Annotated in this window: 25 protein-coding genes; 11 read left to right on the top strand and 14 right to left on the bottom strand. The window is 64.5% G+C overall.

Annotated features, from left to right (window positions below; genetic code table 11):
• Positions 1–525, bottom strand: a 525-nt coding sequence (locus tag O4G76_RS14895; RefSeq protein ID WP_269398060.1) for a HipA N-terminal domain-containing protein, incomplete at its 3' end; no start/stop codon positions are given.
• Complete coding sequence (locus O4G76_RS14890) at positions 525–791, bottom strand: helix-turn-helix domain-containing protein (protein WP_269398059.1); 267 nt, start codon at positions 789–791, stop codon at positions 525–527. The genes O4G76_RS14895 and O4G76_RS14890, both read right to left, overlap by 1 nt.
• 437 nt (positions 792–1228) lie before the next feature.
• Between O4G76_RS14890 and O4G76_RS14885 the strand changes: the two genes are divergently transcribed.
• Entirely contained in the window at positions 1229–1597 is a 369-nt protein-coding gene (locus O4G76_RS14885; RefSeq protein WP_269398058.1) for a hypothetical protein, read from the top strand.
• Between the two features lie 317 nt (positions 1598–1914).
• On the opposite strand, the gene O4G76_RS14880 is transcribed toward O4G76_RS14885, so the two are convergent.
• Positions 1915–2241: an H-NS histone family protein gene (locus tag O4G76_RS14880; protein ID WP_269398057.1), complete on the bottom strand. Its 327-nt coding sequence runs from the start codon at positions 2239–2241 to the stop codon at positions 1915–1917.
• Positions 2242–2620: 379 nt separating this feature from the next.
• Between O4G76_RS14880 and O4G76_RS14875 the strand changes: the two genes are divergently transcribed.
• A complete protein-coding gene (locus O4G76_RS14875) occupies positions 2621–3019 on the top strand; it encodes a hypothetical protein (protein WP_269398056.1) in 399 nt (132 codons plus the stop codon).
• A 198-nt stretch (positions 3020–3217) separates the two neighbouring features.
• A complete protein-coding gene (locus O4G76_RS14870; RefSeq protein ID WP_269398055.1) occupies positions 3218–3766 on the top strand; it encodes a hypothetical protein in 549 nt (182 codons plus the stop codon).
• Positions 3767–3830: 64 nt separating this feature from the next.
• On the opposite strand, the gene O4G76_RS14865 is transcribed toward O4G76_RS14870, so the two are convergent.
• Positions 3831–4910, bottom strand: a complete 1080-nt coding sequence (locus tag O4G76_RS14865; RefSeq protein ID WP_269398054.1) for a hypothetical protein — start codon at positions 4908–4910, stop codon at positions 3831–3833.
• Positions 4911–5203: 293 nt separating this feature from the next.
• Positions 5204–5944, bottom strand: coding sequence for a hypothetical protein (locus O4G76_RS14860; RefSeq protein WP_269398053.1), 741 nt, complete (start codon positions 5942–5944; stop codon positions 5204–5206).
• Between the two features lie 543 nt (positions 5945–6487).
• Between O4G76_RS14860 and O4G76_RS14855 the strand changes: the two genes are divergently transcribed.
• The 5 genes from O4G76_RS14855 (at position 6488) to O4G76_RS14835 (ending at position 8931) form a co-directional block, all read left to right on the top strand.
• Positions 6488–6868: a hypothetical protein gene (locus O4G76_RS14855; RefSeq protein WP_269398052.1), complete on the top strand. Its 381-nt coding sequence runs from the start codon at positions 6488–6490 to the stop codon at positions 6866–6868.
• Positions 6869–7153: 285 nt separating this feature from the next.
• Positions 7154–7657 carry a hypothetical protein gene (locus tag O4G76_RS14850; RefSeq protein WP_269398051.1) on the top strand — a complete coding sequence of 168 codons (504 nt, stop codon included), beginning with the start codon at positions 7154–7156 and terminating at the stop codon, positions 7655–7657.
• A gap of 75 nt (positions 7658–7732) precedes the next feature.
• Positions 7733–8095: a hypothetical protein gene (locus O4G76_RS14845; protein WP_269398050.1), complete on the top strand. Its 363-nt coding sequence runs from the start codon at positions 7733–7735 to the stop codon at positions 8093–8095.
• 226 nt (positions 8096–8321) lie between these two features.
• On the top strand, positions 8322–8534 hold the full coding sequence (locus O4G76_RS22050; RefSeq protein WP_373568042.1) for a DUF3892 domain-containing protein: 213 nt from the start codon (positions 8322–8324) through the stop codon (positions 8532–8534).
• A 112-nt stretch (positions 8535–8646) separates the two neighbouring features.
• On the top strand, positions 8647–8931 hold the full coding sequence (locus O4G76_RS14835; RefSeq protein ID WP_269398048.1) for a DUF3892 domain-containing protein: 285 nt from the start codon (positions 8647–8649) through the stop codon (positions 8929–8931).
• A 214-nt stretch (positions 8932–9145) separates the two neighbouring features.
• On the opposite strand, the gene O4G76_RS14830 is transcribed toward O4G76_RS14835, so the two are convergent.
• The 3 genes from O4G76_RS14830 to O4G76_RS14820 all read right to left on the bottom strand — a co-directional run bounded on the left by O4G76_RS14830 (position 9146) and on the right by O4G76_RS14820 (position 12603).
• Complete coding sequence (locus tag O4G76_RS14830; protein ID WP_269398047.1) at positions 9146–11221, bottom strand: hypothetical protein; 2076 nt, start codon at positions 11219–11221, stop codon at positions 9146–9148.
• Positions 11222–11476: 255 nt separating this feature from the next.
• Positions 11477–11944, bottom strand: coding sequence for a hypothetical protein (locus tag O4G76_RS14825; RefSeq protein WP_269398046.1), 468 nt, complete (start codon positions 11942–11944; stop codon positions 11477–11479).
• 179 nt (positions 11945–12123) lie between these two features.
• On the bottom strand, positions 12124–12603 hold the full coding sequence (locus O4G76_RS14820) for a hypothetical protein (protein WP_269398045.1): 480 nt from the start codon (positions 12601–12603) through the stop codon (positions 12124–12126).
• Between the two features lie 689 nt (positions 12604–13292).
• Between O4G76_RS14820 and O4G76_RS14815 the strand changes: the two genes are divergently transcribed.
• From O4G76_RS14815 to O4G76_RS14805, 3 genes are all read left to right on the top strand, one after another.
• A complete protein-coding gene (locus O4G76_RS14815; protein ID WP_269398044.1) occupies positions 13293–13766 on the top strand; it encodes an AlpA family transcriptional regulator in 474 nt (157 codons plus the stop codon).
• A 202-nt stretch (positions 13767–13968) separates the two neighbouring features.
• Complete coding sequence (locus O4G76_RS14810) at positions 13969–15804, top strand: hypothetical protein (RefSeq protein WP_269398043.1); 1836 nt, start codon at positions 13969–13971, stop codon at positions 15802–15804.
• The gene (locus tag O4G76_RS14805) at positions 15797–17521 is read left to right on the top strand and encodes a hypothetical protein (protein WP_269398042.1); all 1725 of its coding nucleotides are present in this window, start codon (positions 15797–15799) and stop codon (positions 17519–17521) included. The genes O4G76_RS14810 and O4G76_RS14805 overlap by 8 nt, the downstream gene beginning before the upstream one ends.
• Positions 17522–17858: 337 nt before the next feature.
• Here the strand turns inward: O4G76_RS14805 and O4G76_RS14800 are convergent, their stop codons facing one another.
• The 6 genes from O4G76_RS14800 to O4G76_RS14775 all read right to left on the bottom strand — a co-directional run bounded on the left by O4G76_RS14800 (position 17859) and on the right by O4G76_RS14775 (position 23748).
• Positions 17859–19388 (bottom strand): aldehyde dehydrogenase, encoded by a 1530-nt coding sequence (locus O4G76_RS14800; protein ID WP_269398041.1) that lies wholly within the window; start codon positions 19386–19388, stop codon positions 17859–17861.
• A gap of 44 nt (positions 19389–19432) precedes the next feature.
• Complete coding sequence (locus O4G76_RS14795) at positions 19433–20065, bottom strand: GntR family transcriptional regulator (RefSeq protein WP_269398040.1); 633 nt, start codon at positions 20063–20065, stop codon at positions 19433–19435.
• 49 nt (positions 20066–20114) lie between these two features.
• Positions 20115–21023 carry an ABC transporter substrate-binding protein gene (locus O4G76_RS14790; RefSeq protein ID WP_269398039.1) on the bottom strand — a complete coding sequence of 303 codons (909 nt, stop codon included), beginning with the start codon at positions 21021–21023 and terminating at the stop codon, positions 20115–20117.
• A gap of 176 nt (positions 21024–21199) precedes the next feature.
• Positions 21200–22105: an ABC transporter permease gene (locus tag O4G76_RS14785; RefSeq protein ID WP_269398038.1), complete on the bottom strand. Its 906-nt coding sequence runs from the start codon at positions 22103–22105 to the stop codon at positions 21200–21202.
• Entirely contained in the window at positions 22102–22884 is a 783-nt protein-coding gene (locus O4G76_RS14780; RefSeq protein WP_269398037.1) for an ABC transporter ATP-binding protein, read from the bottom strand. The genes O4G76_RS14785 and O4G76_RS14780 overlap by 4 nt, the downstream gene beginning before the upstream one ends.
• Positions 22885–22929: 45 nt before the next feature.
• The gene (locus O4G76_RS14775; protein WP_269398036.1) at positions 22930–23748 is read right to left on the bottom strand and encodes an alpha/beta fold hydrolase; all 819 of its coding nucleotides are present in this window, start codon (positions 23746–23748) and stop codon (positions 22930–22932) included.
• Positions 23749–23852: the final 104 nt, after the last annotated feature.

The raw sequence follows: 23852 nt of genomic DNA, 5'->3' as shown, positions 1-23852 counted from the left end.
AAACCACAACCGTATCGATATGAGGGTGGGCCAGTTCTTCGTGTCGCCCCCGGGCCAGTTCCGAATGTCGCTGGACACTTCCGGATTGATGCCGAGCGGCGTCGTGCTGAGCGATCTGAGCGTCTGTGCAATCTGGGCCTCGGATTGTGGCGTGCCCTCGATCCGGAACGGGTCGGCCGGCGTCACCCCATGCGGCAGGAACTGCATCGCCCCCACGCAATCCTGGCCGATCGCGGCAAGGAGGTCATGTGTCCGATCGCTGCGCGCTTCCGTGCGCTCGGCGATCGCCCGTCGCAGCTCGGGCACGTCGGGGAGCAGGTTCTCGAAAACCGCGTCCACGTGGTCTCCGGTCTGGGTCGACGACACCAGGGGCAGGGCGCGCGAGATCGGAAAGCGGAATTCCCAGCCGAGCCAGGTGTCGTCGTAGCGAAAGCTCGCGCCGGCGGCGGGGCGATAGCCGTAATATCCCGCAAGCCGCCCGTTGAGATAGACGTCGAGCGTGCGGGTGAGCGATCTGCGCCCCATCAGAAGATGTCCTCGGGCCTGGGTCGCGCCGTCTGCGAGGACGCCCCACGCCGAGGCACGAGGCCGAGGTCCAGTTCGAGCGCCGCCACCACGGCAAGCAGGAGGCTCAGCTTCGGCTCATGGGCCGCCGTTTCGATCCGTGAGATCTGGCGCGGATCCGTGCCTGCCCGCTGGGCGAGATCGCCTTGTGACCAGCCTTTCGCCTTGCGCGCTTGGCGCAGCTGCTGGCCCAAGGCTTTCGCGTCCCGGAACACAGTTGCATCCATGCCCGTCTCCCATGCCATGCTTGTGACATCAAATTCCTATGCCATGCTTGTAGCATAAGCAATTTACTACAAACATGTAGATTTCAGCGCATATGCCAAACATGTCCTGAGGATCGCCTACAGGAAGGGTGGCCGGACCCGGATCGCCTGGGCTGAGCATCTGCGAGTCGAGTGTTCGGCACGGCCAGCGCCCCGTTGTCGGCTTCAGCTGTCCCTGAGAGGTCAGCGACCAGTGCCGGGAACCGGATGCGGATCATGTCCTCCCGGTATCGCTCGGCCAGATACCCGGGAGTAGACGCGACCGTTCGCCTGTCAGCACGGGCTCCTTCCGACGGAGAGACCAGGACCCTCACGTGCGGAAGAGGGAACATAAAAGATTTCCGTGCTCCGCAAGACAGACCCATGTCCGGTTCAGCCAAACATATAAGGGTCTACCCATGACGATTTCTCCCAGCCACGATCAACTTCTGCGGCTTGTCACATCCGGAAGCCTGTTCTTTTACCCTCATGACAATGGCCGGGTTTGGTTTCACCTGCGCGATAAAGGCCTGGAAATGAGTGGGCCTCTCATCTTCCGGTGGGATTGGAACGAGGGCCCGGATGACCGCCCGGGCCTCATGCCGATCATCCAGATCGTCGAGGACGCGCAAACCGGTTTTCATGTCGAAGGTCCGAAGCCAGAGGTGGAATGCCTTTCCGCCCTCTATAGCGCCCTGCGTGACCGCCTGTCCCCTGCGCGGGTTCTCTGTCGCCACGAAGGTTCCTGGGCACTCACCTCATCCGGTCCGGCTGCCAATCCTTGCTGAGGCTATCTTCGATCTCGTGGATCTGGAAAAGGGCGGAGCGGTGCCAATCGTAGGATTTCATCGACATCGTCCCTATCCAGTCCGCAGTCGGCCTGACGTCAGGGAGTTCAAATGAATTCCCTCGGCCCGTTCAATTCCCTCGAGGAATACTCGGCTGACCATTTGGTTGGCGCGTTGCCCGCTGGCTATACGCACCAGATCGCACTTGGCGTTTTCTGAGAAACCGGGGCTCGAAACCGAAGGCTGGAGAAGATCCGAAAGGCCATAGGGGCTGAAAAGATCCGGCGATCCGCAACGCGGACCGCCGGCCACTGATCTCACCCGGCGATCAGGAAATCATCGAGCGACTTGTTGGCTGCCAGCGCATCCTTGACCCACTGGGGCTGACGGCCGCGCCCGGTCCAGGTCTGGGTTTCATCGGCGGGGTTGCGGTATTTGGGGGGATTGATCGACTTGGAGGGCTTTCCAACCGATGCGCCGACGAGATCCTTCAGCGAATAGCCGGCAGATTTCGCCGCGGCTTCCGCGGCTGCGAGTGCTTCCTGACGGCGCCGCGCCTCGTAGTTCTGAATGGCGGCCGCAGTTTCCTTATGAAGCTTTTTCAGCTCGGCCAGATCCAGATCGCTCAGGTCGAAGTCGCTCATGGGGGTCCTTTCAGGAGAGTGCCAATCGATGACGGCCCTTACCCAGCCATGCCGCCATTATCCACCCCCGGCCCACACGCGGTCATCACTTCTTTTGCCCATGGTGTGAGGGGGCAATGCCCATTCTACCGCAGGGGAAAGAGAAGAGGTGAGAGCATGTCCGTTCGAGCGAACGTCCTGGCTGGAATAGGGTTCAGAATAAATCGCGTGTTCCCCTGTCCGTCTCGGGCCTTTTGACCTGAAGGCCCGAGACGGACAGGAAAACACGCGTTGCCTTTGGCCGTGCGACGAGCTGTCCGGACAAAGAGTATCTGCCGTCAGACGGCATTCCGCGCTTTCTCGGAGCCTTCATCCCTCTCACAGATGCAAGGTTCATCCCATGACGAAATCCCCCTCCACCGAAGATCTCGCCTATGCGGTCATTCGCAGCGGCCGCGCCTTTGCGCGGCTCTGGTTCGAGGCCTCCATCGACACCACTGGCAGCATCCGTTCGCTCTGGCCCGCCGCCTGCCGGCGGCTCGAGGCGGGCCAGCCCTTCGAAGACCGCGACATCGACGTGGTGACGCTGATGGGCGAGGCGCTGCGGGTGGCACTCAATGCCCAATGTCCGTGCTATGGCGACCGCGCCCTGCGCGAGGATACCCGCTACGACACCCTGTGGGACCCGCGGCTCGAGGAGCTCCGCCGGCTGGCGGAGGTCTACAAGCACTTTCGCGATTGCCGGGAGCGCTATGCCGACCGTCTGACGGCGGAGCGCGAGGTCGCGCGCGTGGGCTGAACGGCGGGCCAAGGCCTGACGATACGCGGCTGTCGGCGCCCGGCGCTGGCACGTTCGCAGGAAGGCAGGGCCAAGTCCTGATCCCGCCCGGGTGCTCCGGTCGCTTCGGGTGTGCCGCGTGGCACCCGAAGCGACCCGGACACCGGCCGGATCCATGCAGCTTCGGGTGCCGATCCCGTTCCAGATCGGAGACATTCCATGACCAACACGACCTCACGGCTGCGCCCTCTGGGCGCCGGCGACGTGGTGACGTTCGACTTTCCCTATCCCGATGATGGTTCCAAGACCCGTGCCTGCCTCGTGCTGCACGAGGATCCCGGGACCGGCGAGCTGATCGTCGTCTACGGCACCAGCCATCTCGGCCTGCACGGCCATCCCGAACATGCGCTCGTCCTGCGCGAGCCCTGCCTGCTGGCGCAGGCCGGGCTGCACCGGCCGACGCGGTTCCGGCTCGACCGGCGGATCCGGGTCCGACCGGATGATCCGCGATTTCGCGTGAGCGAGCGCTGCGGCACGGCGCGGCTGGGGCGGCTGCCGGCCTGGCTGCGGCTGCAGCTGCCGGAGCGCCATGCGCGGCTTCCGCGGCACAGCTCCTTCGCCGAGCGGGCCGGGATTCACCCCGTGATCGGCCGAACGCCCCAGCCCAGTGATCGGCGAGCCTCACCCCGCATGCGGCGGCTCCAGTCCGGCTCCATGGTCTCCAAGGCCAGTCCGCGAGCAAAGGCAGCGTCCGGAAGCCAGACATAGTCCGATCGGACCGTGTCCCGGGTCAGTGGCGCGTCCCGAGGCCCCGCCACCGCCTGCTGGTCCGTCAGGGCTGGCAGGTGACCGGGGCTCGGCCCGATCCCTCCGCCGCGCCTTCGGGATGCGTCCCGGTCGGCGCGGTGGCCGCGGCGGCGATGTCGCGGGTGGCCTCGTAGAGCGCCGCGATTTCCGCCTTGGCGACCGAAGGCACGGCGGCAGTGTTATTGCGCACGGTGTCGAAGTCGATCGCGGCCAGCCGGGTCCAGAGCTCGGCCGGGCTGCAGCCCAAGGCCCGGAGGAACAGGTGCGACTGTGCGCTGCCGGCCTCCTCGGGCGTCTTCAGCCGGCCGGCGTTGGCGCCCACCCGCTGGATCGCGACATCCGCCTCGGCACGACCGCAGAACTCGAAGTCCGCATGACAGGTTGCAAGCGCGTGCTTGGGCCGCATCTCGGGCCGCCGCTCCCAGGTCTGGATCGCGCAGGGCAGGGACCGCACATGACCGTCCGCTCCGGTGACCCGGGCCGCCCCATCACGGTCCTCGACAAGATGGAAGTGTTGATCGAGCTGGCTCTGCACGCTCATCTTGCGGATGCTGCGCGGCCCCGAGAGCGTGATGATGTCGGCCGCGCCGGCGGCCGCGTTGAAGCCGGCCACAGCTTCTTGCCCGGTCGCGGTCTCGAGCACCACGTGACGCGGCGCAGGCTGCGCCTCGAGATCGCGGGCCCCGGTGGCCACCTCGACGTCCGTGTCCTCGGCCGGGGCATCCATTGCCGCGATCACGCCGGACATGTCCGGAACCGGCTGGTCCTGCATGGCCAGCCCGGTCCGGGACGCCGCCGTCGCCACCTCGCGCGCCAGATCCTCCTCGTAGAGCTCGACGATCTCGCGCATCTTGATCGAGCCGCGGCTGGCACCGTTGCGAGCCTGCGCCGCCATGTCGAGCCGCGCAAACCGCTGGATCAATTCCTCCCGGCGGCAGCCGGTGGCGCGCAGGAAGATGTGGGAGTTCGCGCTCCAGCTCTTCTTGAGCGGCTTCAGCACACCGGCATGCGCGCCGATGCGCCGGATCACGAGATCCGCCTCGGTCTGCGTGCAGCGCTCGAAGTGGGGGTGGGTGGTCTTGGCGGCGTGGGTCTTGGTGGCCATTTTTCGGTCCCTCGTTTTGTGTGAGGAGAACGTGTGATCGTTTGGAAAATCACGGAAACCGATTTGGCAAAATAATCGAAACTTTCTTGCAATACACTGTTATATAGTGGTTTTCTGGCCTGAAATCTGCCTGCGCGCGCCTTGTCGAGGGTCGCATACGCGCTCGCAGACCGGGCACTTCCCAGCTCCTGCGAGGGACCGCGGAGGCCTGCCAAGGGGGTGAGGGTGCCCACCGTGCTTCCGCTCCTGGTCGCCCCGCGGCACGGGCCGTCGGAAGGCCGCCCGAGGCTGTCTCACGGGATAATCTCGAAGACCTTCGTGTTGAGCGGGAAGCGCTGGATCGCGGCAGCCTTCCAGTGGTTTGGCTGGCCCTTGAAGCGGATCCGGGCCCGGACGTAGCCGGGCATATGGCCCCGCTGCTCGTAGCCCAGGTGGACGGGGGAGCCGATATAGCCTGCCCATCGCCGTAGGGCAGGCTCGAGCCGGCGGCGCATCGCGCGAAGATCGAAAAGGTCCGGATCGTCCGCATCGGGGCTGTCGAGACCGAGGTCCCGACCGGTCAGCACGAAATCCGGCATGTGCTTGCGGCGCTGCACCACGATCTGCGTCAGCAGCACCAGGTCCGGACCGCCGGTGATCCGGGCGATGTCGCCGATCCGCATGAGCCCGTATGGCTCCATCTCCGACATCGCCTGCCAGACCTCGGCGCTGAACGACCAGCGCAGATGGCCGGACGCGGTGCAAAGCTCGATCTTGCCGAAGAGATCGGGTCGCTGCTCGAGAGCCGCCACCGCCGTTCGGAAGAAGCGGGTGTTGCGGGCTTTCGGCGCACATCCCAGCGCGCGCAGATCGCCCAGCCCGCAGAAGAACCGCACCTTGACCCGGTCCTCCCAGCTCTGTCGTGTCCAGCGGTGGTCGGTCTGATCCTGCAGGTAGACCAGCGCGAGAAAGAGCTTCTGCGCGGCAGGTGGCAGGGTGATCGATTTCACCAGATCGGCGAGGTCCGCCGTGATCCTGACCTTGTCGTTTCCCATTCGATCCGTCCTTTCGTGTCGGGGCGGAGACGAGGTGGGATCGCAAGGCCAGGTGCAGAAATATCCGGCGCTGCAGCCGATGACGATCGGCCTGCGAGAGCAGGACGTTTATCCTGCGCAGACGTCCTCCTGCCTGCCCCAAGTGGACGCCGGTCTGCCGGCGGTGACGGTTGTCGCCGCAAGGCGCTGATCTCGAACGGCTTTGCTCGAGGGAAACTTAGGGAACGCTACGAAATCCGAAATTGGAAAGGCCGTTGGCCAACGGTGTGGTGGACAAGAAGACCAACCTTCCGCCTTGGCGAACCCTCGGAGAATTTCCTGTGCGAAGGCCGGATATCGGCCCTCAAACTTTCCATCGCGTGCCGAACCACCCGCACTTGGCAGGTCAATCGTGACCGGTCACGGCAGCTGGTCCTTCGGCGCCTGCATGAACCGCGTCCCGCCCCGCCGGACAAATTTCCACCCCCATAACCCCACGCAAGAAAGGAGGTCGGCGCTCTTGTGCCGCGCAAGCCCGCGCGGTCGTCAACACGGAGATCAGTCATGATCCGCACCACCACCACCTCTCCCGCCTATATCGCGCTACGGGCGTTTCTGAGGGACCACGACGAGGCGCTGCAGAACGCCGCCCTCCTTCTGGGCGACAGCCCGGCCTTGCGCCGCACGCAGCGCCTGCTCGGGGCGATCGACAGCCAGCCCATCCTCACCCGGCGCCTGTGCCGCGAACTCGCGGCGCTGCGCGCGCTGCTCTCGCTCGAGCATGTCGGCGATCCCGATCGTCTGGAAGCCGCCTGCTTCGCGCGGATCGACCTCGCGTGGCATGGCATCGAAGAGATCTGCCTGCTGGAAGAGGGCCTCGTTCGATGCCTCGACCGCCTCGAGGCCGAGGCGCTCGACACCGCACCGCTGTGGCGGGCCGCCTGAGGCCGTCGCGCCGCACGATCCCCTTCCGCGACCCGCCCCCTGCTTGGGGGCGGGGCGTCGTGCGAGAGCAAAGTGGGGCGTTTCTCAAGCGGAGATGAAAAATATTTCGACGTGTTATCATAGTTCTGACGCTCGAAACGCCGTGGACCTCCCAGAAAGTTCGCGCCAATCGTTTCTCTGTTTTCGACACCGAACAGACCTCTTGTGTGCCGGGGACGACGCCCCGGCCGGGAGGCGCCATGTCGGTGTCTCCCGCCATGCCCAACAGGTGCAAAGGAGCACGACATGCCGAGCTGGTGCGAAAACAGGATCACGATCAACGCCGAGAGCGAAGAGGAGATGGCCACCTTCCTGGCCGCCGTTGCCGGGCCGGATGGCCCGTTCGACTTCAACACGATCTGTCCGATCCCTGTCGTGTTGGAGCACGGCGCCGAAGGCCGCCGCGTTTTCGAGGTGGACGGCCAGCGCCTGACGCTCGAGCGCTGGCTCGAGCGGCGCAACGAGGAGGGCCACCTCCTCGAGATCCGCCCCTTCACGCCCGAAGAGCTGCAAGCGTTCGCGAGCCAGCCGCATGCGACCCTCTGGGACTGGATCCTGGAAAACTGGGGTTGCAAGTGGCCTGCCCAGGATGTCGTCCTCGATGACGACGGGGAGACGGCGACGCTCCAGTTCGACACGCCTTGGGGTCCGCCCACCGGCATCATCAAGGCACTGCGCAAGCGCTTCCCCCACATTCAAATCTCCGCCTTCTTCGACGTGCCGGACGTGGAAGAAGCCGGCTACTACTGATGGCGGCCCGCGGCGGGCCCAACCGACCGGTCCTGCCGTCCTTCCCCTGCTCCATTCTCCTGAAAGGAAAACCCCATGGGTCTCGACACCGGCTTTCTCACTCTCGGCGCCAAGGCCGAGATCGCCTACCTGCGCAATCACCGGGATTTCAGCGCCCTGTTCTTCGAGCAGGATCCCAAGCCCCACTGGGCAGGCTACACCGACTTCCTGGTCGACACCTCGATGATCGACATCGTGGCGGCACGATTGCCGCTCGAGACGGCCTGGGTGGTGGACGCTGAAGCCGGGATGCCGGAGGCCGTCTTCGAGGATATCTGCTGGACGGGCGAGGAGCACCAGACCCTTGCGGATCTCCTGCCGGCCTACAGGCGGGTGATCCAGCGCTTGCGAAGCGCGGCTGCCGGCCCCCACCCGCTCTTGTGCGTCTGGTCGGCGTGAAGGACAACCCTCGGAGCGGTTGCACCCAGGCAGTGTCGCTGTGGGTCCTGCGATGCGTGCCCAGCCTCCGCTTCATGGACCAGCGGCCAAAGATCGAACACCCCCGGGCGGCCGTTCGTCATAGGGTCGCAACACCCCCTCGTGGAGAAAAGACGGGTGGAAGACGATCCAGATCAAGTGCATTCGCAGAGCCAATCACTGGAAGCCGCGAGGCAGCATAAGCCATGTGGGCGGCGGCGCGCTTGCGAACCGCTGGAAGCTGGACCTCGACGAGGTGATCCAGAAAATCGAAAGCGGAGACTGCATGTTCTTCGTCAATGTCGATAGCGATCCCGTCGCGGTCAAAGTCGCGGTCGATCGCAAAGGAAAGAAGTACATCAAGACGGTCGCGGACGGTGATTTCCCGACGCATCTCCTGAGCCTGCCCGAGTGCCCTTGAGCACGAGAAAGCCTTTCTCCAGCCCGGGCGCTTTTCGCCGCCGCCGAAGATCGCCACAATCGACAGCGGCGGCGCACCATCAGGCCGCGCAGCCGCCGCTGGGGGGATAAGGATGGCCATCAAGGGACAGATCGACTGCATCAGGACAAGAGACGGCGACGGCCCGGGGGACCGCATCTCCCATGTCGGCGGCGTCCATCCCGATGGAACCCGCTGGAAGCTGACGCAGGAGCGCGCGGTCCACCTCATGGAGGAAGGCTGGGGCTTCTATGTCGCGGTGTCGGGCCAGGCCGCCTGGTGCGAGGTCGCGATCAGCCAGCAGGGCAACAAATACATCAGGACGGCCGCGGACGGTGACCTCCCGCACAACCTTCTGAACCTTCCTGAGTGTTCCTGACCCCAGACACGCGCCACCCCGGGCAATCCCATGCGATCATGCCCTTCTTATCGCGAGACGCGCCGACCGTTCCTGGATCAGCGCGGCTCCAGTCCCGATGGGTTTCGAAAACGCGCGGCAGGGCGTGGCGATGACGCGCGTTTGCAGGCCAGCGGTCAAGGGAGTTGACGCCGCGCCGCGGCCGCGGTGCGGCGTGATGCGCCTGCAGGTCCGGTCAGGGCGGGCAGGCCCCCGGCTCCAGAACCGGCCCATGTTCGGCAGAGGCGCCGGCGTCAGCCGGCTGGCCAGGGGCACCGGTGCTTGAGGAGATGCTGTCGCTTTTGATCGGCCGGTCAGGAGCATGGACGTCCCGTGCGGCGCTACGTGGCGGCGTCACCCCCTCGGTGGCGTTCTCGGGATGCCGCACGGCGGGCGTCCGCCCCGTCCCGGTGGCTGGCGCCACGGGGCGCTTGCCCGGTGCGGTGGCCGCGGCGGCGATACCGCGAGTGGCTTCGTAGAGCGCCACGAACTCTGGCTTGGCGACCGAGGGCACCGCGGCGGTGTTATGGCGCACCGTGTCAAAGTCGATCGCGGTCAGCCGGGCCCAGAGCTCGGCCGGGCTGCAGCCCACGGCGCGCAGGAACAGGTGGGACTGTGCGCTGCCGGCCTCCTCGGGCGCTTTCAGCCGGCCGGCATTGTTGCCCACCCGCTGGATCGCGACATCCGCCTCGGCGCGGCCGCAGAACTCGAAGTCCGCATGACAGGTCGCAAGCGCATGCTTCGGCCGCGGCTCGGGCCGCCGCTCCCAGGTTTGGATCGCGCAGGGCAGGGAGCGCACATGACCGTCCGCCCCGGTAACCTTGGCGATGCTGTCGATGTCCTCGACAAGGTGGAAGTGCCGATCGAGCTGATTATGCACGCTCGTCTTGCGGAAGCTTCGCGGCGCCGTGAGCGTGATGATGTCGGCCGTGCCGGCGGCCGCGTTGAAGCTGGCCACAGTCTGCTGCGACGCCGCCGCGCCGGTCGCGGTCTCGAGCACCACGTGACGCGGCGCAGGCTGTGCATCGAGATCAACGGCCCCGGTGACCCCTTCGGCGTCCGGGTCCGCAAGCGCGGGCGCCACCATCTCCTCGACCGTCCGCGCCGTCTCGACCGGCGCATCCTTTGCCGCGATCGCCCCGGACAAGTCCGGAACCGGCTGGTCCAGCATGGTCAACCCGGTCTGGGGTGCCGCCAGAGCCGCCTCGCGTGCCAGTTCCTCCTCGTAGAGCTCGACGATCTCGGTCATGTTAATCGAGCCACCTCCGGCGCCGTTGCAGGCCTGCGCCGCCATGGCGAGCCGCGCAAACCGCTTGATCAGCTCGTCCCGGCTGCAGCCGGTGGCGCGCAGGAAGATGTTGGAATGCGCGCTCCAGTCCTGTCCGAGCGGCTTCAGCACGCCAGCATGCGCGCCGACGCGCCGGATCACGAGGTCCGCCTCCTTCTGGCAGCAGCTCTCGAAGTGGGGGTGAGTGGTCGGAAGCGTGTGCTCCACACGCGGTTTGGGCCCGCGCGCCCAAACCTGCAGCACACACGGCATATCGACGGTCTTGCCCTCATGGGTGAAAGCGTTTGCTGGCACCTCTTCTTCGTGCACGAGGTGCAAGGTCTCATCGACCTTGTTTTGCCGGGTCTTCTTGCAGAAGATCTTGGGCAGGATGAACGCGATCACGTCGCCGAAGGTGGCGTGGTTGATGAACTTGAGAGCCAGGTTGTCGCCAAATGGCGGGTTTCCGATGACCAAGCAGCGGCCGGTCGGGGCGGCGGGGGTCCATTTCAGGAAGTCGGCCTTTTCGATGCCGGGCGCCTTCGGGTCGATGTCGAGCGCGATGCAGTTCGGACCGAGATGGCGCGAGAACGCGCCCTCGCCGGCGGAAGGCTCGACAATGGTGTCGAAGGGCTGGTCGGCAAAGAGCGCCAGAACCTTGTTCACGTAGCCGCCCGCGATCTCCGTATCGGTATAATACTGGCTCAGCTCCTTCGCGGTTCGACCGGCCGCCTTGCAGGCCTTCGCGTAGGTGGTCTGCGGAACCTTGGCCTCTGCCCTAGTCTTCCTGGAACCGTTGGCCTTCGCTTTGGTGGGCTTGGTGGCTTTGGTTGCCTTGGCGGCTTTGGCAGTCGTGGTCTTGAGGGGCATCGTCGTGTCCTTGTCCTGGCGTGACGAGGACGTCTGTTCGTTCGCCCGAAGCCGGAAACGGATCGGAGGAGAAATCTCCATGCTCGCGACGATTTTCGGACAAGCGGCGGGAAGGGAATGGTTAGTTGCCTGCATTTTCTTCTTCTTTTTGTCTCGTGCCTTCGCCCGGGGCCCTCTTCAGGGTGATTGAACCGGGGTCGGGGGAACTGCTTGGGGGCGCCGCACGGGTCGATCACCTCCAGGCCGAGATCGACCTGGTCAGCGCACAAGCGAGATCGGGGGAGCGTGCGTAAGCGGCACGTCATGATGAGACAGGACATCTCATCGAGAAATACCGGATCTTAAAGAGCCCTTCCGGTATTGGCGGAAGGCAATTAGTTCATCCGTCGATCAGACGCTTGCAAGGTGCAATTGCCTATCCTCCTTCGTCATCCTTTTCAGCCAGATGCCATAATCGGCATGGTAGAAGTCTTCACCCTCGGCATCGGGCGTTGCAAACTGCTTTGCGTGTTTGATCTCCCTAGAAATCTCGCCGTAAATGCTCTGGGTCAATTGCATGGCCAACGTGACTTCCTCAATGATTTCGGTCTGCGTATTGAAGACGAGGCGGGCAGGACCAGACATGTTTCCGTCAATATCCACAGGCAGCTGGAAAGAAATCTCGTAGTCGATGCCTTCGAATTCCCCGCCCTGCACGATCAGGAAGTAGCCCCATTCCTTGGGGCGGGCGGAGCGGACGACAGCTCGCAGTTCCCCGAATTCTTCCCAGACGTCGTCAATATGCTCATTCTCCACGGCTTCCTGGGGATAATCCAACGGGTCGTCGCCCCAATCCGTCTCGATTCTGGTTTGCTGCATGTAGCTTGTTTCTCTTCTTGCAAGTGATGAGGGGACGCAGTTCAGGTATAGCTGAACAGCACCGCGGCATGTCCCGAAACCCTTGTCAGGCTGGGATATACGCCAGTGTCGAAGGTCCGCTTCCCGTCTTGGGAACCTCGGCGATGCGCCGATGCAGGCACGTGCCGGACGAAGATCGGTCAGGTTCGCACAATGAAGACCTTATGAAAGTCTTCGCTATGCTGGTGAAACCCGGCATTGACCCGCGGAAACTCGATAATGTCTTTCATGCAGGCAGCCGGGACCAGCTTCTTTTTCCACTGGAAATTCTTGACGGTGCGCTTGAAGCCTGCGGTATTAGCGATATCGGTGGTAACGCCGGGAGAAATGGCGTGGACCTTGGCATTGGTCGTCACCACGAGGCGAGGCCTTCCCGTTACATTTCCCCGGATGCCGAGCGGGATTTGGACGGAAATCTCGCACTCATCATGCTTCCGGGCTACGGAATAGTAGCAATCCTCACTCGCGTCTGGGGATGTGTAAACCCCCTGCACGGGAAAATTCTCGGCGAGCCATTCGTCATTGTTGGTATGAATCCCATGAAGTGCCTGCTTCGCGATCTTCCTGACAACATCTTCAAGGGGAGAGAGCTTCCGTGGTTTGGGCGTGGCGAACATCATCTTCTCTCCTCTGGTCATACTCTATCGTTTGCGGCCGCGTGCGGGGCGCATTGTCACAAGCCGGTTCGTCCCGGCTAAATATGATTATTCTAGGAGCGCTCCGCATTGGCGCTGGACGCTCGCTAGAGCTCAGCTTCTGCCATGGGAAGACCGGGTCTTGCAAATTAAAAAAGTTGCGGGATTCCACATGCAAAACCCTGAGGTTTGATTCGAATTGATGGCGTGCTGTGACCTGATATCGACAGATTGCCGTATTTTTGGGATTGACGTTTCTTTTCGGAATCGCCTGCGGCGCGCGCCCGGCGATGGCAGGGTCAGGACGGCCCCGCATTCGATTCGAATCGGTCCGGCATATCTCCCACCAGACGGCTGGAGATTCAGATCTCCAGCGCGTCCTTGAGAACGGTCGCCCGACAGTGTCCTCACCGCCGCTGCCTGATGCACCGGCTTTCGGCACGGCGCTGGATGGCGTTTCGAGGGGGAGAGAAACTGCAGCCGGGCTGATGGCGTGTGTCTTGCGCCGGCGTGCGGCCCGAATGGCCGCGCGGCGTTTGTCACCAGCGATGGAGGCCGGAGATGCGTCCGAGCGCCGGATTGGCCAGCGGGCTCCCATCGGGGGCGCACCGCGGGAATGAATGTCGCGGTAGTTTTTTCCGTCCGGAGCGACCTGACCCTAATTCCCCTGGGCCATGCTCGACACACCTCTCACCCGCGCCAATCTCACCACCTTCTTCGCCCTTGAGCCGAAGCCCTCCTCCAGCCATCCCCCGGATCCTCGGCGGCTGGCCCGCGTGTTGAAGGCTCTCGGCATCTCCCTGCGTGGGGGCACGACCCGTTGGCCCGTCGTCTGGCGGGCCCTGGGGCTGGCCGAAGAGCAGGACCCCGAGCACCACGAGGCGCTGACGGAGCCGCTTCTGACCGCCCGCGCGGTGGCCGATCTCGTGGGCGTCGCGAACCCGTCCATCGTCTACCGCTGGGAGAAGGGTCAGGTGCCGAAGGGTGCCGGACCCTTCCCCTGCGCGATCGATCTCTCCGGTGGGCGCAAGGACGCCCGCGCCAAGCGCTGGCGTGAGGCCGAGGTGCGGGCCTGGCATATGGGCGAGCCCCAGCCGCGCTACGCCAAGCCCGCCCCGGTCTTCGGCGCGATCCGGCCTGGCCCCTGAGACGCGCAATGCACCGCCTGTCCCGCCTCCCGGACACACCGATCGGCCCCTTGGCGACCGGACCGACCTCCAAGCGACCGGGACACAGACGCCCGGCCGGTTTCACCGGCGGCAACCTCGAAGACGGGTGTGTCCGCCACGCGCTTTAGCGACCGAAACCGCATCCAGACGACCCTCATGCATGACAAGAAAGGAAAAAAGCATGCTCGATCTCACCGGCCATAGCGGCCCCGCCAAACGGCACATCACACAGGCCGCCAGCCCCGCGGCATCCGGGCCGACGCTGGCCGAACTGCGGGGCCACGTGGCAGCACGCACCGATCTCTCGGCCACCACCCGCGATCGCTATCTCACGGCGATCGAGAAGGTCGGCGATCGCCTGAACCAGCCGCTCGTCCTGATCCCGGCGGCGCTGGCGCTGGTCGAGCAGCGGTTTCCGCTGACCGGGTTCGACCCGGCGCACTGGTCGACCGACGCCGCCTACACCCTCTTTCGCCGCAGGCTGCAGGCGGCGCTGCGCGAGTTTCTCGGCGTGCATGCCGAGCAAGCGCGGCTGCGGGCGATGGAAGATGAGTGGACCCGGCTGCTTGCTGCCATCAAGCCGTTGACCAAAGGCAGGGTCGGGCAGAGTGCGGATTGGCACCCGATGAAGCTCGCCGCGCTGAAGGCCTTCGCGCTCGTCGCCCGGGCCCAGGGATGGCAGCCGCGCGAGCTCGACCTCGACAAGGCCCGCGAGCTCGACACGCTCTTTCATGGCAAGAAGCGGGAAGCCAATCGCCGGACGCTCAACCGGATCGACGAGCTGCGGCGGTTCCCCAAGCTCATGCCCTGGCTGCCGCCGCACCCGATCGGCTTTACCCCTGACGCCCATGTGCCCGATCTGGCACCGATCGCACCGTCTTGGGAGGCCCAAATCCTGGCTTGGGTCGAGGCCGTGACCAAGTCCGGCTGGGACCCGGTGACGAGGGCCTGCGCCAACGATCACCAGGGCCATGCCCATGTCCTGCGCAGCGCGCTGCGAACAATGCTGCGGATCGCGGTGGGGCAGGGTCTCCTGTCCTCAGACGCCGAGGATCTCAAGCCGCTCTTCGCAGATGACGAGGCGATCTGCGTTATCGCCGGGGAAATGTTCGCCCGGCGCAAGCGCTCAAAGCGCGACGGCCATCTCGAACCGCGCACGGCGCGCAAGTATCTCAAGGGCCTGAACCAGATCCGGGCTTACCTAGGCCTCGATACCACTCTCCTCGAACAGGTGCTGGCCAACAACAAGGATGCGCGCGAGGGCAAGAAGGCCGACCAGCGGATGACGCCGAAGAACCGCGCCTTCTGCGAGAACCTGATCGACAAACGGCCGATCCGAAAACGTTTCCTGACCTCGTTCCAGCTGCTGCGTGCGGAGGCCGAAGCGATGCTGGAATGCGCTCGACTGGAAGAGCGCGGGCTCACCGGCCATGAGCGCGCACGCGTGCGGATGCTGGGGGCCAGCGCCTGTTTTGCCGCGATCGAGATCGGCGGCGCGCCGATCCGCGTCGACAATGCCATGCAGCTGACCTGCATCGGCGAAGACGCGCAGATCCGCCTCCCGAAATCACGAAAGAAGCCGATCAAGGTGCTGCTGCCGGCGGAGCACACCAAGAACAAGGCAGAGATCGCGTTTCCGATCCGGGCCAATGCCTATGGCTGTCACGACACCATCCTGTGGTATGTCGCCGTGATCCGGCCGCTCTTTGCGCATGCCGAGACCAGCCCCTACCTGTTCCCGGCCGTGACGAGGCCTGGGGCACCGCTCAGCGCCGACTATTTCGGGGCCGAGTTCTCGGCGCTGATGCGAACGGTGGTGAACCTGCCGATGACCCCGCACCAGATGCGGCACGGCCAGACCTCGCTGCTGCTCGATCGCCACCCGAACGAGATCGAGGTGATCGCCAAGCGGATCGACGACACGCCTGGCACGCTGCGCCAGTATTACGGCTGGCTCAACGCCCTGAAGCTCGTCGAGCGCGGCCAGGACCTGCTGGTGGGGCTGATGCATGAGTAAGCCCTATGACACCCGCAGCCGCGCGGAGATCCTCGCGGCAGACCATTTCGCGCCGTTCCGCGACACCCCCGGGCTCGAGACGATCGGCACGCGCGAGCTGCGCACGCTCGACCGGTTCTTCCGCTTTGCCGAAGGGCAGGGGCTCACCGTGCCCGGGGTAACGGACTTCCTGTCCTTCGTCGCGGCGGACACATCTACGCGCAGGCTCGACGACCTGCGCACCGCCTTCGACCGGCTGCTGCCCGAGAGCACACCGGTGCGCGAGGTGGTGCGCGAGGCCATTCGTCAGAAGCGTCCGCGCAGCCGCAGCTGCGACCGGCGCGATCACGCGGCGCTGCGGGCCGATCCGCTGATGGCGCCCTACCGGGACTTGGCCGCCTTCGACACGGTGCCGCTCGAGGACCTGCGGGTGCTCGCACGGTTCCTGGGCTTCGCCGGGGCGCAGGGCATCACCGTGCCGAGCGAGGCGGACTACCTCGCTTTCGCGGCCGACACCGCCTCGAGCCGTCGCCTGCGTAGTCTCAAAGCCGCCCTCGATGCGCTGCTGCCGGGCAACCCGGCGGTGCATGTCGTGCTGGCAGGCGCGATCGACCGCAAATCGCCGCCCAAGCCCTCGCGCGCAGGCGAGGTCGCAAGGCCGCCCGCCGCACGACGGGTCGACGCGGCCGAACTGCCCGAAGCCTGGCGCAAGCTCCTTCAGCGCATGCGCCTTGGCGCCATGCCGCTGCACCAGGCTGCTCCGGCGGCGTCGGTCATCGACAGCATGGAGGATGTGTTGCGCGAATACGCCCATGTACAGCGCGAGGCGGGAGTGGAGGTGGCGATCACCATTGAGGGCGTGCGGCGCCTCGAGGTGTCCCGTGCCGCGCATGCCGACGCGCGCGAAGATCCGGTCTACCGGGCGCAGGGCAACCGGCCTGCCACCCGGCACACGGCCGTGATGCGACTGCGCAAGTTCGGCGAGGCGCTGGGGATCGAGCCACTGGTGCTTTCGGCCCTGCGCCATCACGAAACCTGCCTGCGCCGCGAGCTTGGCACCGTCGTGCCGCTGAAGTTCGGCCGGCTCGACAATCTGCCCGGTCTCGCAGCCACCTGGGGCCTTGCCGCCGATCTGCTGACGCAGAGCGAGGCCGTCACCCGCCGGCAGACCAAGCTGCGCCTGCTCACAGAGGCGGCGGTGGTGGCGATCTGGACCCTGCTGCCGCTGCGCCTGGGCGACGGGCAGCTGCTCTGGGGCCGGGACCTGCGCTTCGACGGCGCGCGCTACCGCGTCGACATCGAAACCCGCAAGGAGGAGGAGCCGCTGCGTGGTGCCCTGCACGCGGTGCTGACGCCGTTCCTCAACGCGCTCGTGCTGCGCGGCATGGACCCGATCTGGCTGCCGCAAATGCGCGAGCGGGCGATGGCCGAGGAGCTGTCGCTGTTTCGCGCCAGCAACGGCCGTCAGCTGGCGGCAAGCTACCCTTCCCGTGTCTGGCGGCAGCATTTCGGCACCGGGGCGCATATCGCCCGCACCCAGGTGCATTCCGAGCTCGGACAGCTCGGCCCCGAGGGCGTGGAGGCTGCGCTCGCGCTCAATGCGCAGCGCGATCCCCGCACCGCGGCGGCCTACCAGGGTGACGCGGTGGCCCGGGCCCTGCGTCGGCAGGGCCAGGACATGGTGGACGGACTGCTGGCGGAGTGCCTCGATCCGGATCTTTCCGGCAAGGCGCGGTGATCCACGGCACGCAGCGCCGGTCCGTCAATGCTGCAGAGAAAAATTTTCACTGGCCGTGCCAGAGAAACGAAGCCGATCCAACCGGTGATGCGGTCTCGTCAAATATAAGTCTACTGCTGCTACAATGCGATGACGGTTGTGTCGACAGCGGCGCAAAGTTCACGCTGGCCGTACAAGCGCCCCCGAACACTCATCGGCGGAATGTTCGGGGCTTTCGGTGCAAGCAGCGACAGATCCCTGACAGGATGTGCGTTTTGCTCTTCTGCAATGGCTCAGGAGTGCAAGCACGGAGCGCTTGCACTCCTGAAAATTGTGGGTTGCCGAGCGGAGCAGAAATTCAGTTCAGACGCGTCTGAACTTCTCCCCCATACCAGTCGAATGCCCGCCCCGAGATATTGACCATGACGCTCTTGGTCTCGAAATGCTCGTCGAAGGACTCGCTTCCGAATTCACGCCCGATGCCCGACAGCTTGGTTCCGCCCCAGGGCGCAGCGGGATCGAGACGATGGTGGTCGTTGATCCAGACGATGCCGCAGTCGATTGCATCGGCCACGCGGTGCGCACGCGCGACATCGTTGGTGCGGATCGCCGCCGCGAGACCGAAGGGAGAATTGTTGGCGAGAGCAATCGCTTCGGCTTCGTCGCGGAATTTGGTGACCGAGGTGAAGGGGCCAAACACCTCCTCTTGGAAAATCCGCATGTCGGCCGTGACATCGGCGAACACCGTTGGTTCGACGAAGTAGCCCCCGCTGTCCTTCAGCGCCTCGGGCACTTTGCCACCAGCGACCAGTCTTGCCCCATCCTCATGGCCGTAATCGACATAGCGCAGCACCCGCTCGCGCTGTTTTTCCGAGATTACCGGCCCGAGCTGGGTGCCCGGCGCCGACGGATCCCCAATACGGATGGCCTTGGCTTTCTCTGCCAGCTTCGCGACGAAATCGTCATAGATATCTTCATGCACGATGTGACGGCTGGCGCAGACACAAGTTTGTCCCGCCCCGACGAAAGCGCCGAATGCCGCGTAGTTCACGGCTTGGTCGAGGTCATAGTCTGGAAAGACCAGCACCGGGGTCTTGCCGCCGAGCTCGAGCACCTGATGCGCGAAGTTGTGACCAGCCTGGGCCCCGGCAATCTGCCCGGCTTCCGTGCCACCGGTCAGCACCAGCTTGTTCAGATCCGGATTTGAGCAAAGCGCTTTGCCAGTTGACGCTCCAAGCCCTGTCACGACGTTGAAGACCCCGGCGGGCAGCCCTGCCTCGGCGAAAATGTGCGCGAGAGCGTAGGTCGTCATGGGCGTATATTCCGAAGGCTTCACCACGGTCGTGCAGCCCGAAGCGAAGACAGGCGCCAAGCTCTTGCACATGATCATCAGCGGGTGGTTGAAGGGCGTGCAGTTGCCCACCACGCCAAGCGGACGGCGGCGCGTATAGCTGAGATACTGGCCTTCGACGGGGATCACCGCGTCTCGCCGCGACAGAGCGAGGCCCGCATTGTAGCGAAAGAAGTCCGGTAGTCGTGACAGCTGCGCCCGGGTTTCGGCCAGCGGCCGGCCATTGTTCATCGTCTCAAGGCGACACAACTCTTCGAGGTTATCCTCGAAAGCGTCGGCCAGCCGGTTAACCAGCCGCGCCCGGGCCCGCACATCCATGCCGCCCCACTCGGCACTTTCGAAGGCCCGGCGGGCACTGGCCACGGCCCGGTCCACATCGGCCTCGGTCGCATGTGGAATGCGCGCGATGATCTCACCCGTCGCAGGGTTGCGGACATCGATCAGTTCACCGCTTTCACCGTCACATTCGGTGTTGTCGATGAACAGCCCGTAGTTTCGGACGAAATCGTGGTCAGGAATGGTTTCTGCAAGAGACATTGGTCTCGGCCTTTCATGGTTCTGTATTTGGCGGGTGAGCGGCGTCAGCTCTGGACACCAGTCCATTGAAGCGCGGTCAGGAACCGCTTTTCTGCGGCACCGATATGGGATTTGAGCAGCCGCAGCGTGCGACGGTGATCATGGGCCTGCACCGCGTCTATGATCGCCACATGCTCGGCCACCAGCTTGCGCGGGTCGCGGCCCCGGGTCGCCGAAACGCTCATGCGTACCAGCCTGTCCATCTCGTCGATGAGATCGCAGGCGGTCCGCGCCATACGGTCGTTGCCACAGCACATCGCAAGAGCCTGATGAAAATCGCGGTTGTAGGTGATGAAGCCCTGCTCATCGCCCTCGTAGACACGGTAATGATCAAGTGCGGCGAGCTGGTCCTTGGATCCGTTCCGGGCGGCCTCTTCGGCGCAGGCGAGTTCGAGCACGCGCCGGAAACCGAAAAGATCATGCGCATCCGAAATCGAGACCGGCGACACGCGATACCCCTGCCGCGGCATGACCACCACCAGCCCTTCATGCAGCAGATGCTGCAGCGCCTCTCGCACTGGCGACTTGCTGACCTCGAAGCGCTGCGCAAGCTCCTGCTCGCGCAACTCGGCGCCGGGCATCAGCTCGGTGGTCAGAATTTCCTGGCGAAGGGCCTGGTAGATCTCGTCGTTGCGCATTGTCTGCCTTGTTAATGGCCCGGCGCGCGAGCGCGCCGGGCGATCGGGGTCACATGTTGGTCTGCTGCCATTCGGCGATATCGGCTTCCACTTCGGCGCGATCGAATTCGTTGGCCGGGCCGATCAAGCTGTCGTCGAGAAAAGTCGTCACGTCGATCGGCGCCTTGATCTCTCCCACTTCGATCAACTGTGCCTGCACCTTTTCCCAGCTATCGGGGCGCAGATCACCGAAACGCTCGGTCACGGGGGTGTTGAGTGGCTCGGCACCATCGATAAAGTTCCAGCCGAACTGCTCCTGCTGCCATTCCTCGGGCACCGCCGCCCGTGTCATCGCACCCACGGCTTCGCGATCGAGCGTCGCGGCATAGGCACCCTTTGACCAGGCGCGAACGAACCCCTCAAGCACCTCGTTCAACTCGTCCTTGCGCTCCGAAAGAATGACGAAGGAATTAGCCGGCGTCTCAGCGACACCTTCGGGCGTGATGTCCCGGATCTGGATACCGTTGGCCTGCAAGGCCACCCAGTCGGGCAACGCCCCGGCAATCGCTGAGACCGTGCCGCGCTTGAAGGCATTGGCCAGCGTCGGCCCCCCTTCACCCACGACCACCGTCTTGACCTCGTCAATCTCGCCGCCGATGGCGTTGAGCGCCACATCGAGCGTGGCCCGGTCCCGGTCGCTGACCAGACCTACCGTCTTGCCTGCAAGCTGATCGACGCTTTCGATCTCACTGTCGGCGGGCACCACGACACCTTCCGGAGCGCGCTGCTGGGCCTCGTAGACGACACTGATCTCCATGCCGGCGTTGAGCGCCTGATAGGTCTGCGGCCCGTCCAGCATGGCAATGTCGGCGTCGCCATTGGACAGGAAGGCGACGAAGGGCACGCTGGTGGCGGATGGCAAGAGGTTCACCTCGAGCCCCTCGTCCGCGAAATAGCCCAGCTGCTCGGCGACGATCATGGGGTAGAACAGGATCGAGCGCGGGGTCGGCTGGATGAAGTTGATTTCGGTCAGATCTTGCGCCGTGGCCGGAGCCGCAAGCCCGGCTGCGAGAGCCGTCGCGGCAAGTAGTCTTGCTGTGGACATTGGTTTTCTCCTCCCTGGTGATCTCTTGGATCGGTTGCCGCTTTACGCGGTCATGTGCGTCCGGCGGGGGCCACGCGGGCTGTGCCGGGCGTTTCGGTGGCCGCTCGGCCCGCCTCGCGGGCAGCTCGCTTGCGGCTGATCTCCTGCATGCGCTCGTCGTGACGCCAGAACACAATGCGGTTGTCGACCCACTCCATCAGCGCGAAGAGCAAAAGCCCCATCAGGGTCAGCGCCACCAGCACTGCGAAAGTCGCGGCCATGTTGAGCTGGAAGGTGAAGCGATGCATCAGCACGCCGAGACCTTCGCTGGCCGATATGAACTCGCCGACGATTGCGCCGATCAGCGCCATGGTCATGGCGGTCTTCAGGCCGGCCATCATATAGGGCAGGGCGGTGGGCAGCATCAGCTGCGTAAAGACCTGTCGCTTGCTGGCCCGCAGCGACCGGAACATCTCCTGCAAGTCACGATCGACGTCGAGCAAGCCGGTCATGGTGTTGAGGAACGGCGGAAAGAAGCACAGAAGTGCGGCAATGGCGACGTTGGGGGTGGTGCCGAAACCGAGCCAGGCGATCACGATTGGCGCCAATGCAATGCGCGGCGTCACCTGCAGGCCGACCACGTAGGGCGCGCTGTAACGGCGGAACGGCTCCCACAGCGCAGCGCCGATGGCGAGCGCGATGCCGATGGCCGATCCGATCACGAAACCGGCCATCGCCTCATAAAGCGTGATGCCGAAATGGCCCCAGAGCAGGCGGTCGACCACTGCGATCTGCCACAATGCGGCGAGGATCGCGGTCGGTGCCGGCAGGATCAGCGGATCGAGCAGACCGGTCCGGCTCCCTGTCTCCCAGAGCACGAGCAGTCCTACAAGCAGGCCCGCATGGCCCGCAGCATGGGTGGGGTTGACCCTCCAAAGCCATGAACGTGTCTCATTGGTATTGGCCGAACTGCTCATGCCGTTTCTCCCTTGCTGAAGATGTCGCGCACGCGCGCCACGAGATCGACGAAGTCGGGGTTGGCCAGCAGGCTCAGTTCACGCGGCCGAGGGAAGGGAACATCAACGACAGCGGCAAGTCGGCCGGGCCGAGGCGTCATCACGAACACCTTGTCGGCAAGAAAGATTGCTTCTGAAATGTTGTGGGTGACGAAGACCGAAGTGACGTTCGCGTCGGAGACGATCCGTGACAGCTCGAGATTGAGGTGCTCGCGGGTGAACTCGTCCAGCGCACCGAAGGGTTCGTCGAGCAACAGGATATCGGAGCCGATCTTGAGGAGGCGCGCCAGCGCCACGCGCTGCTGCATGCCGCCCGAGAGATGACGCGGAAAGGCATGGGCAAAATCCTGCAGCCCTACGAGGTTCAGCAGGGCCTGAGCTTTGCTGCGATCTGCCTCCGAAACCCGTCCCTTCAGCGCTGTCGGCAGCAGGACGTTTTCAATGACCGTCTTCCATTCCAGTAGTGTCGGCTTCTGGAACATGACTCCAACGTCGCCGCGCGGCCCGGTCACCTCCCGACCATTCACAGAGAGAGATCCGCCCGAGCGCGGGGTGAGACCGGCTATCATCCGCAAGAGCGTGGATTTGCCGCAGCCCGAAGGGCCCACGATCGAGATGAACTCGCCTCGTTTGATTTCGAAATCGGCCTTGTCGACCGCGATGACGGACCCGAAGCTCTTGTCGAGCCCACGTGCTTCGACGACGGTCGTCGCGGAAGCTTTCGCGCGGGCCATCGTCATGTCTTGTGATACTTGCATGTCCTCTTTCCTCCCTGTGGCCCGATGTCAGATCGCATCGGCCCGTTGCGGGGCAGCCTCAGTCTCCGCGACGAGGAACGCCAAGACGATTTCGGCCAGCTCCTTCGTTGCCTGAATGTGCGGGGCATGTCCGACGCCCTTGAGTTGGCTGAACCGCGCCCCCTCGATCCGCTCTGCGAGTTCGCGTGCCATTGCAGGTGGCGTCGCGGCATCGAGCTGACCGACCACGACCTGAACCGGCTCTTTGATCCGAGCGGCCTCGTCGCGCAGATCCAGCTCCGCCAGGGCCGCGCAGGCCTGAATGAAGCTGTCAGGTGCGATGCGCATGAGTGCCTCGCGGCAGCGGCTTACGACCTCTGGCGATGCAGCGATGTAGTCTTCGGGGAACAACCGCAGAATCGCGGCATCGAGCACCGTTTCCATGCCGCCTGCCGCAACCTTGTCGGCCATCACACGGAATGTCTGCCGGCCAGCCGCATCGAAGGCCGTGCCGGTATCTGCAAGAATGATCCGATCGAAACTGGCTGAGTGCCGTGCCGCAGCGGCGAGCGCCACAAAACCACCGAAGCCATTGCCCAATAATGCCGGGGGTTGGCTCAGCCCCAAGGCTTCAGGCAGCAAGGCGATCCGATCTGCATAACTTGAAATCCCCCCTTCCACGGAATCCGAGCCACCAAAGCCTGGCAGGCTTGGCATGATTACATGGTGCTTATCTGCAAGCTGCTCGGCCAAAGAGCGGAACGAGGCGCGATCAGCCAACAGCGAGTGAAGCAGAATGACGGGCCGGCCGGACCCGATCTCATCGAATGCCAGCAACCCGCCGTCGCGGCACATGACCTTGCCCATGACACTCTCCTCTATGAACCATCATAGAGTTCTACTCTTTCACAATTGAGTCAACACTAGTGTTCCAAGAAATCAAAAATCGTGTAGATGAAAAATCGAAGGAT

It is taken from the genome of Limimaricola sp. G21655-S1 (genome assembly GCF_027213785.1).
Lineage (GTDB): Bacteria > Pseudomonadota > Alphaproteobacteria > Rhodobacterales > Rhodobacteraceae > Limimaricola.
Note: the sequence above shows the minus strand (reverse complement) of the source record. Positions and strands in the feature narration are given on the sequence as shown.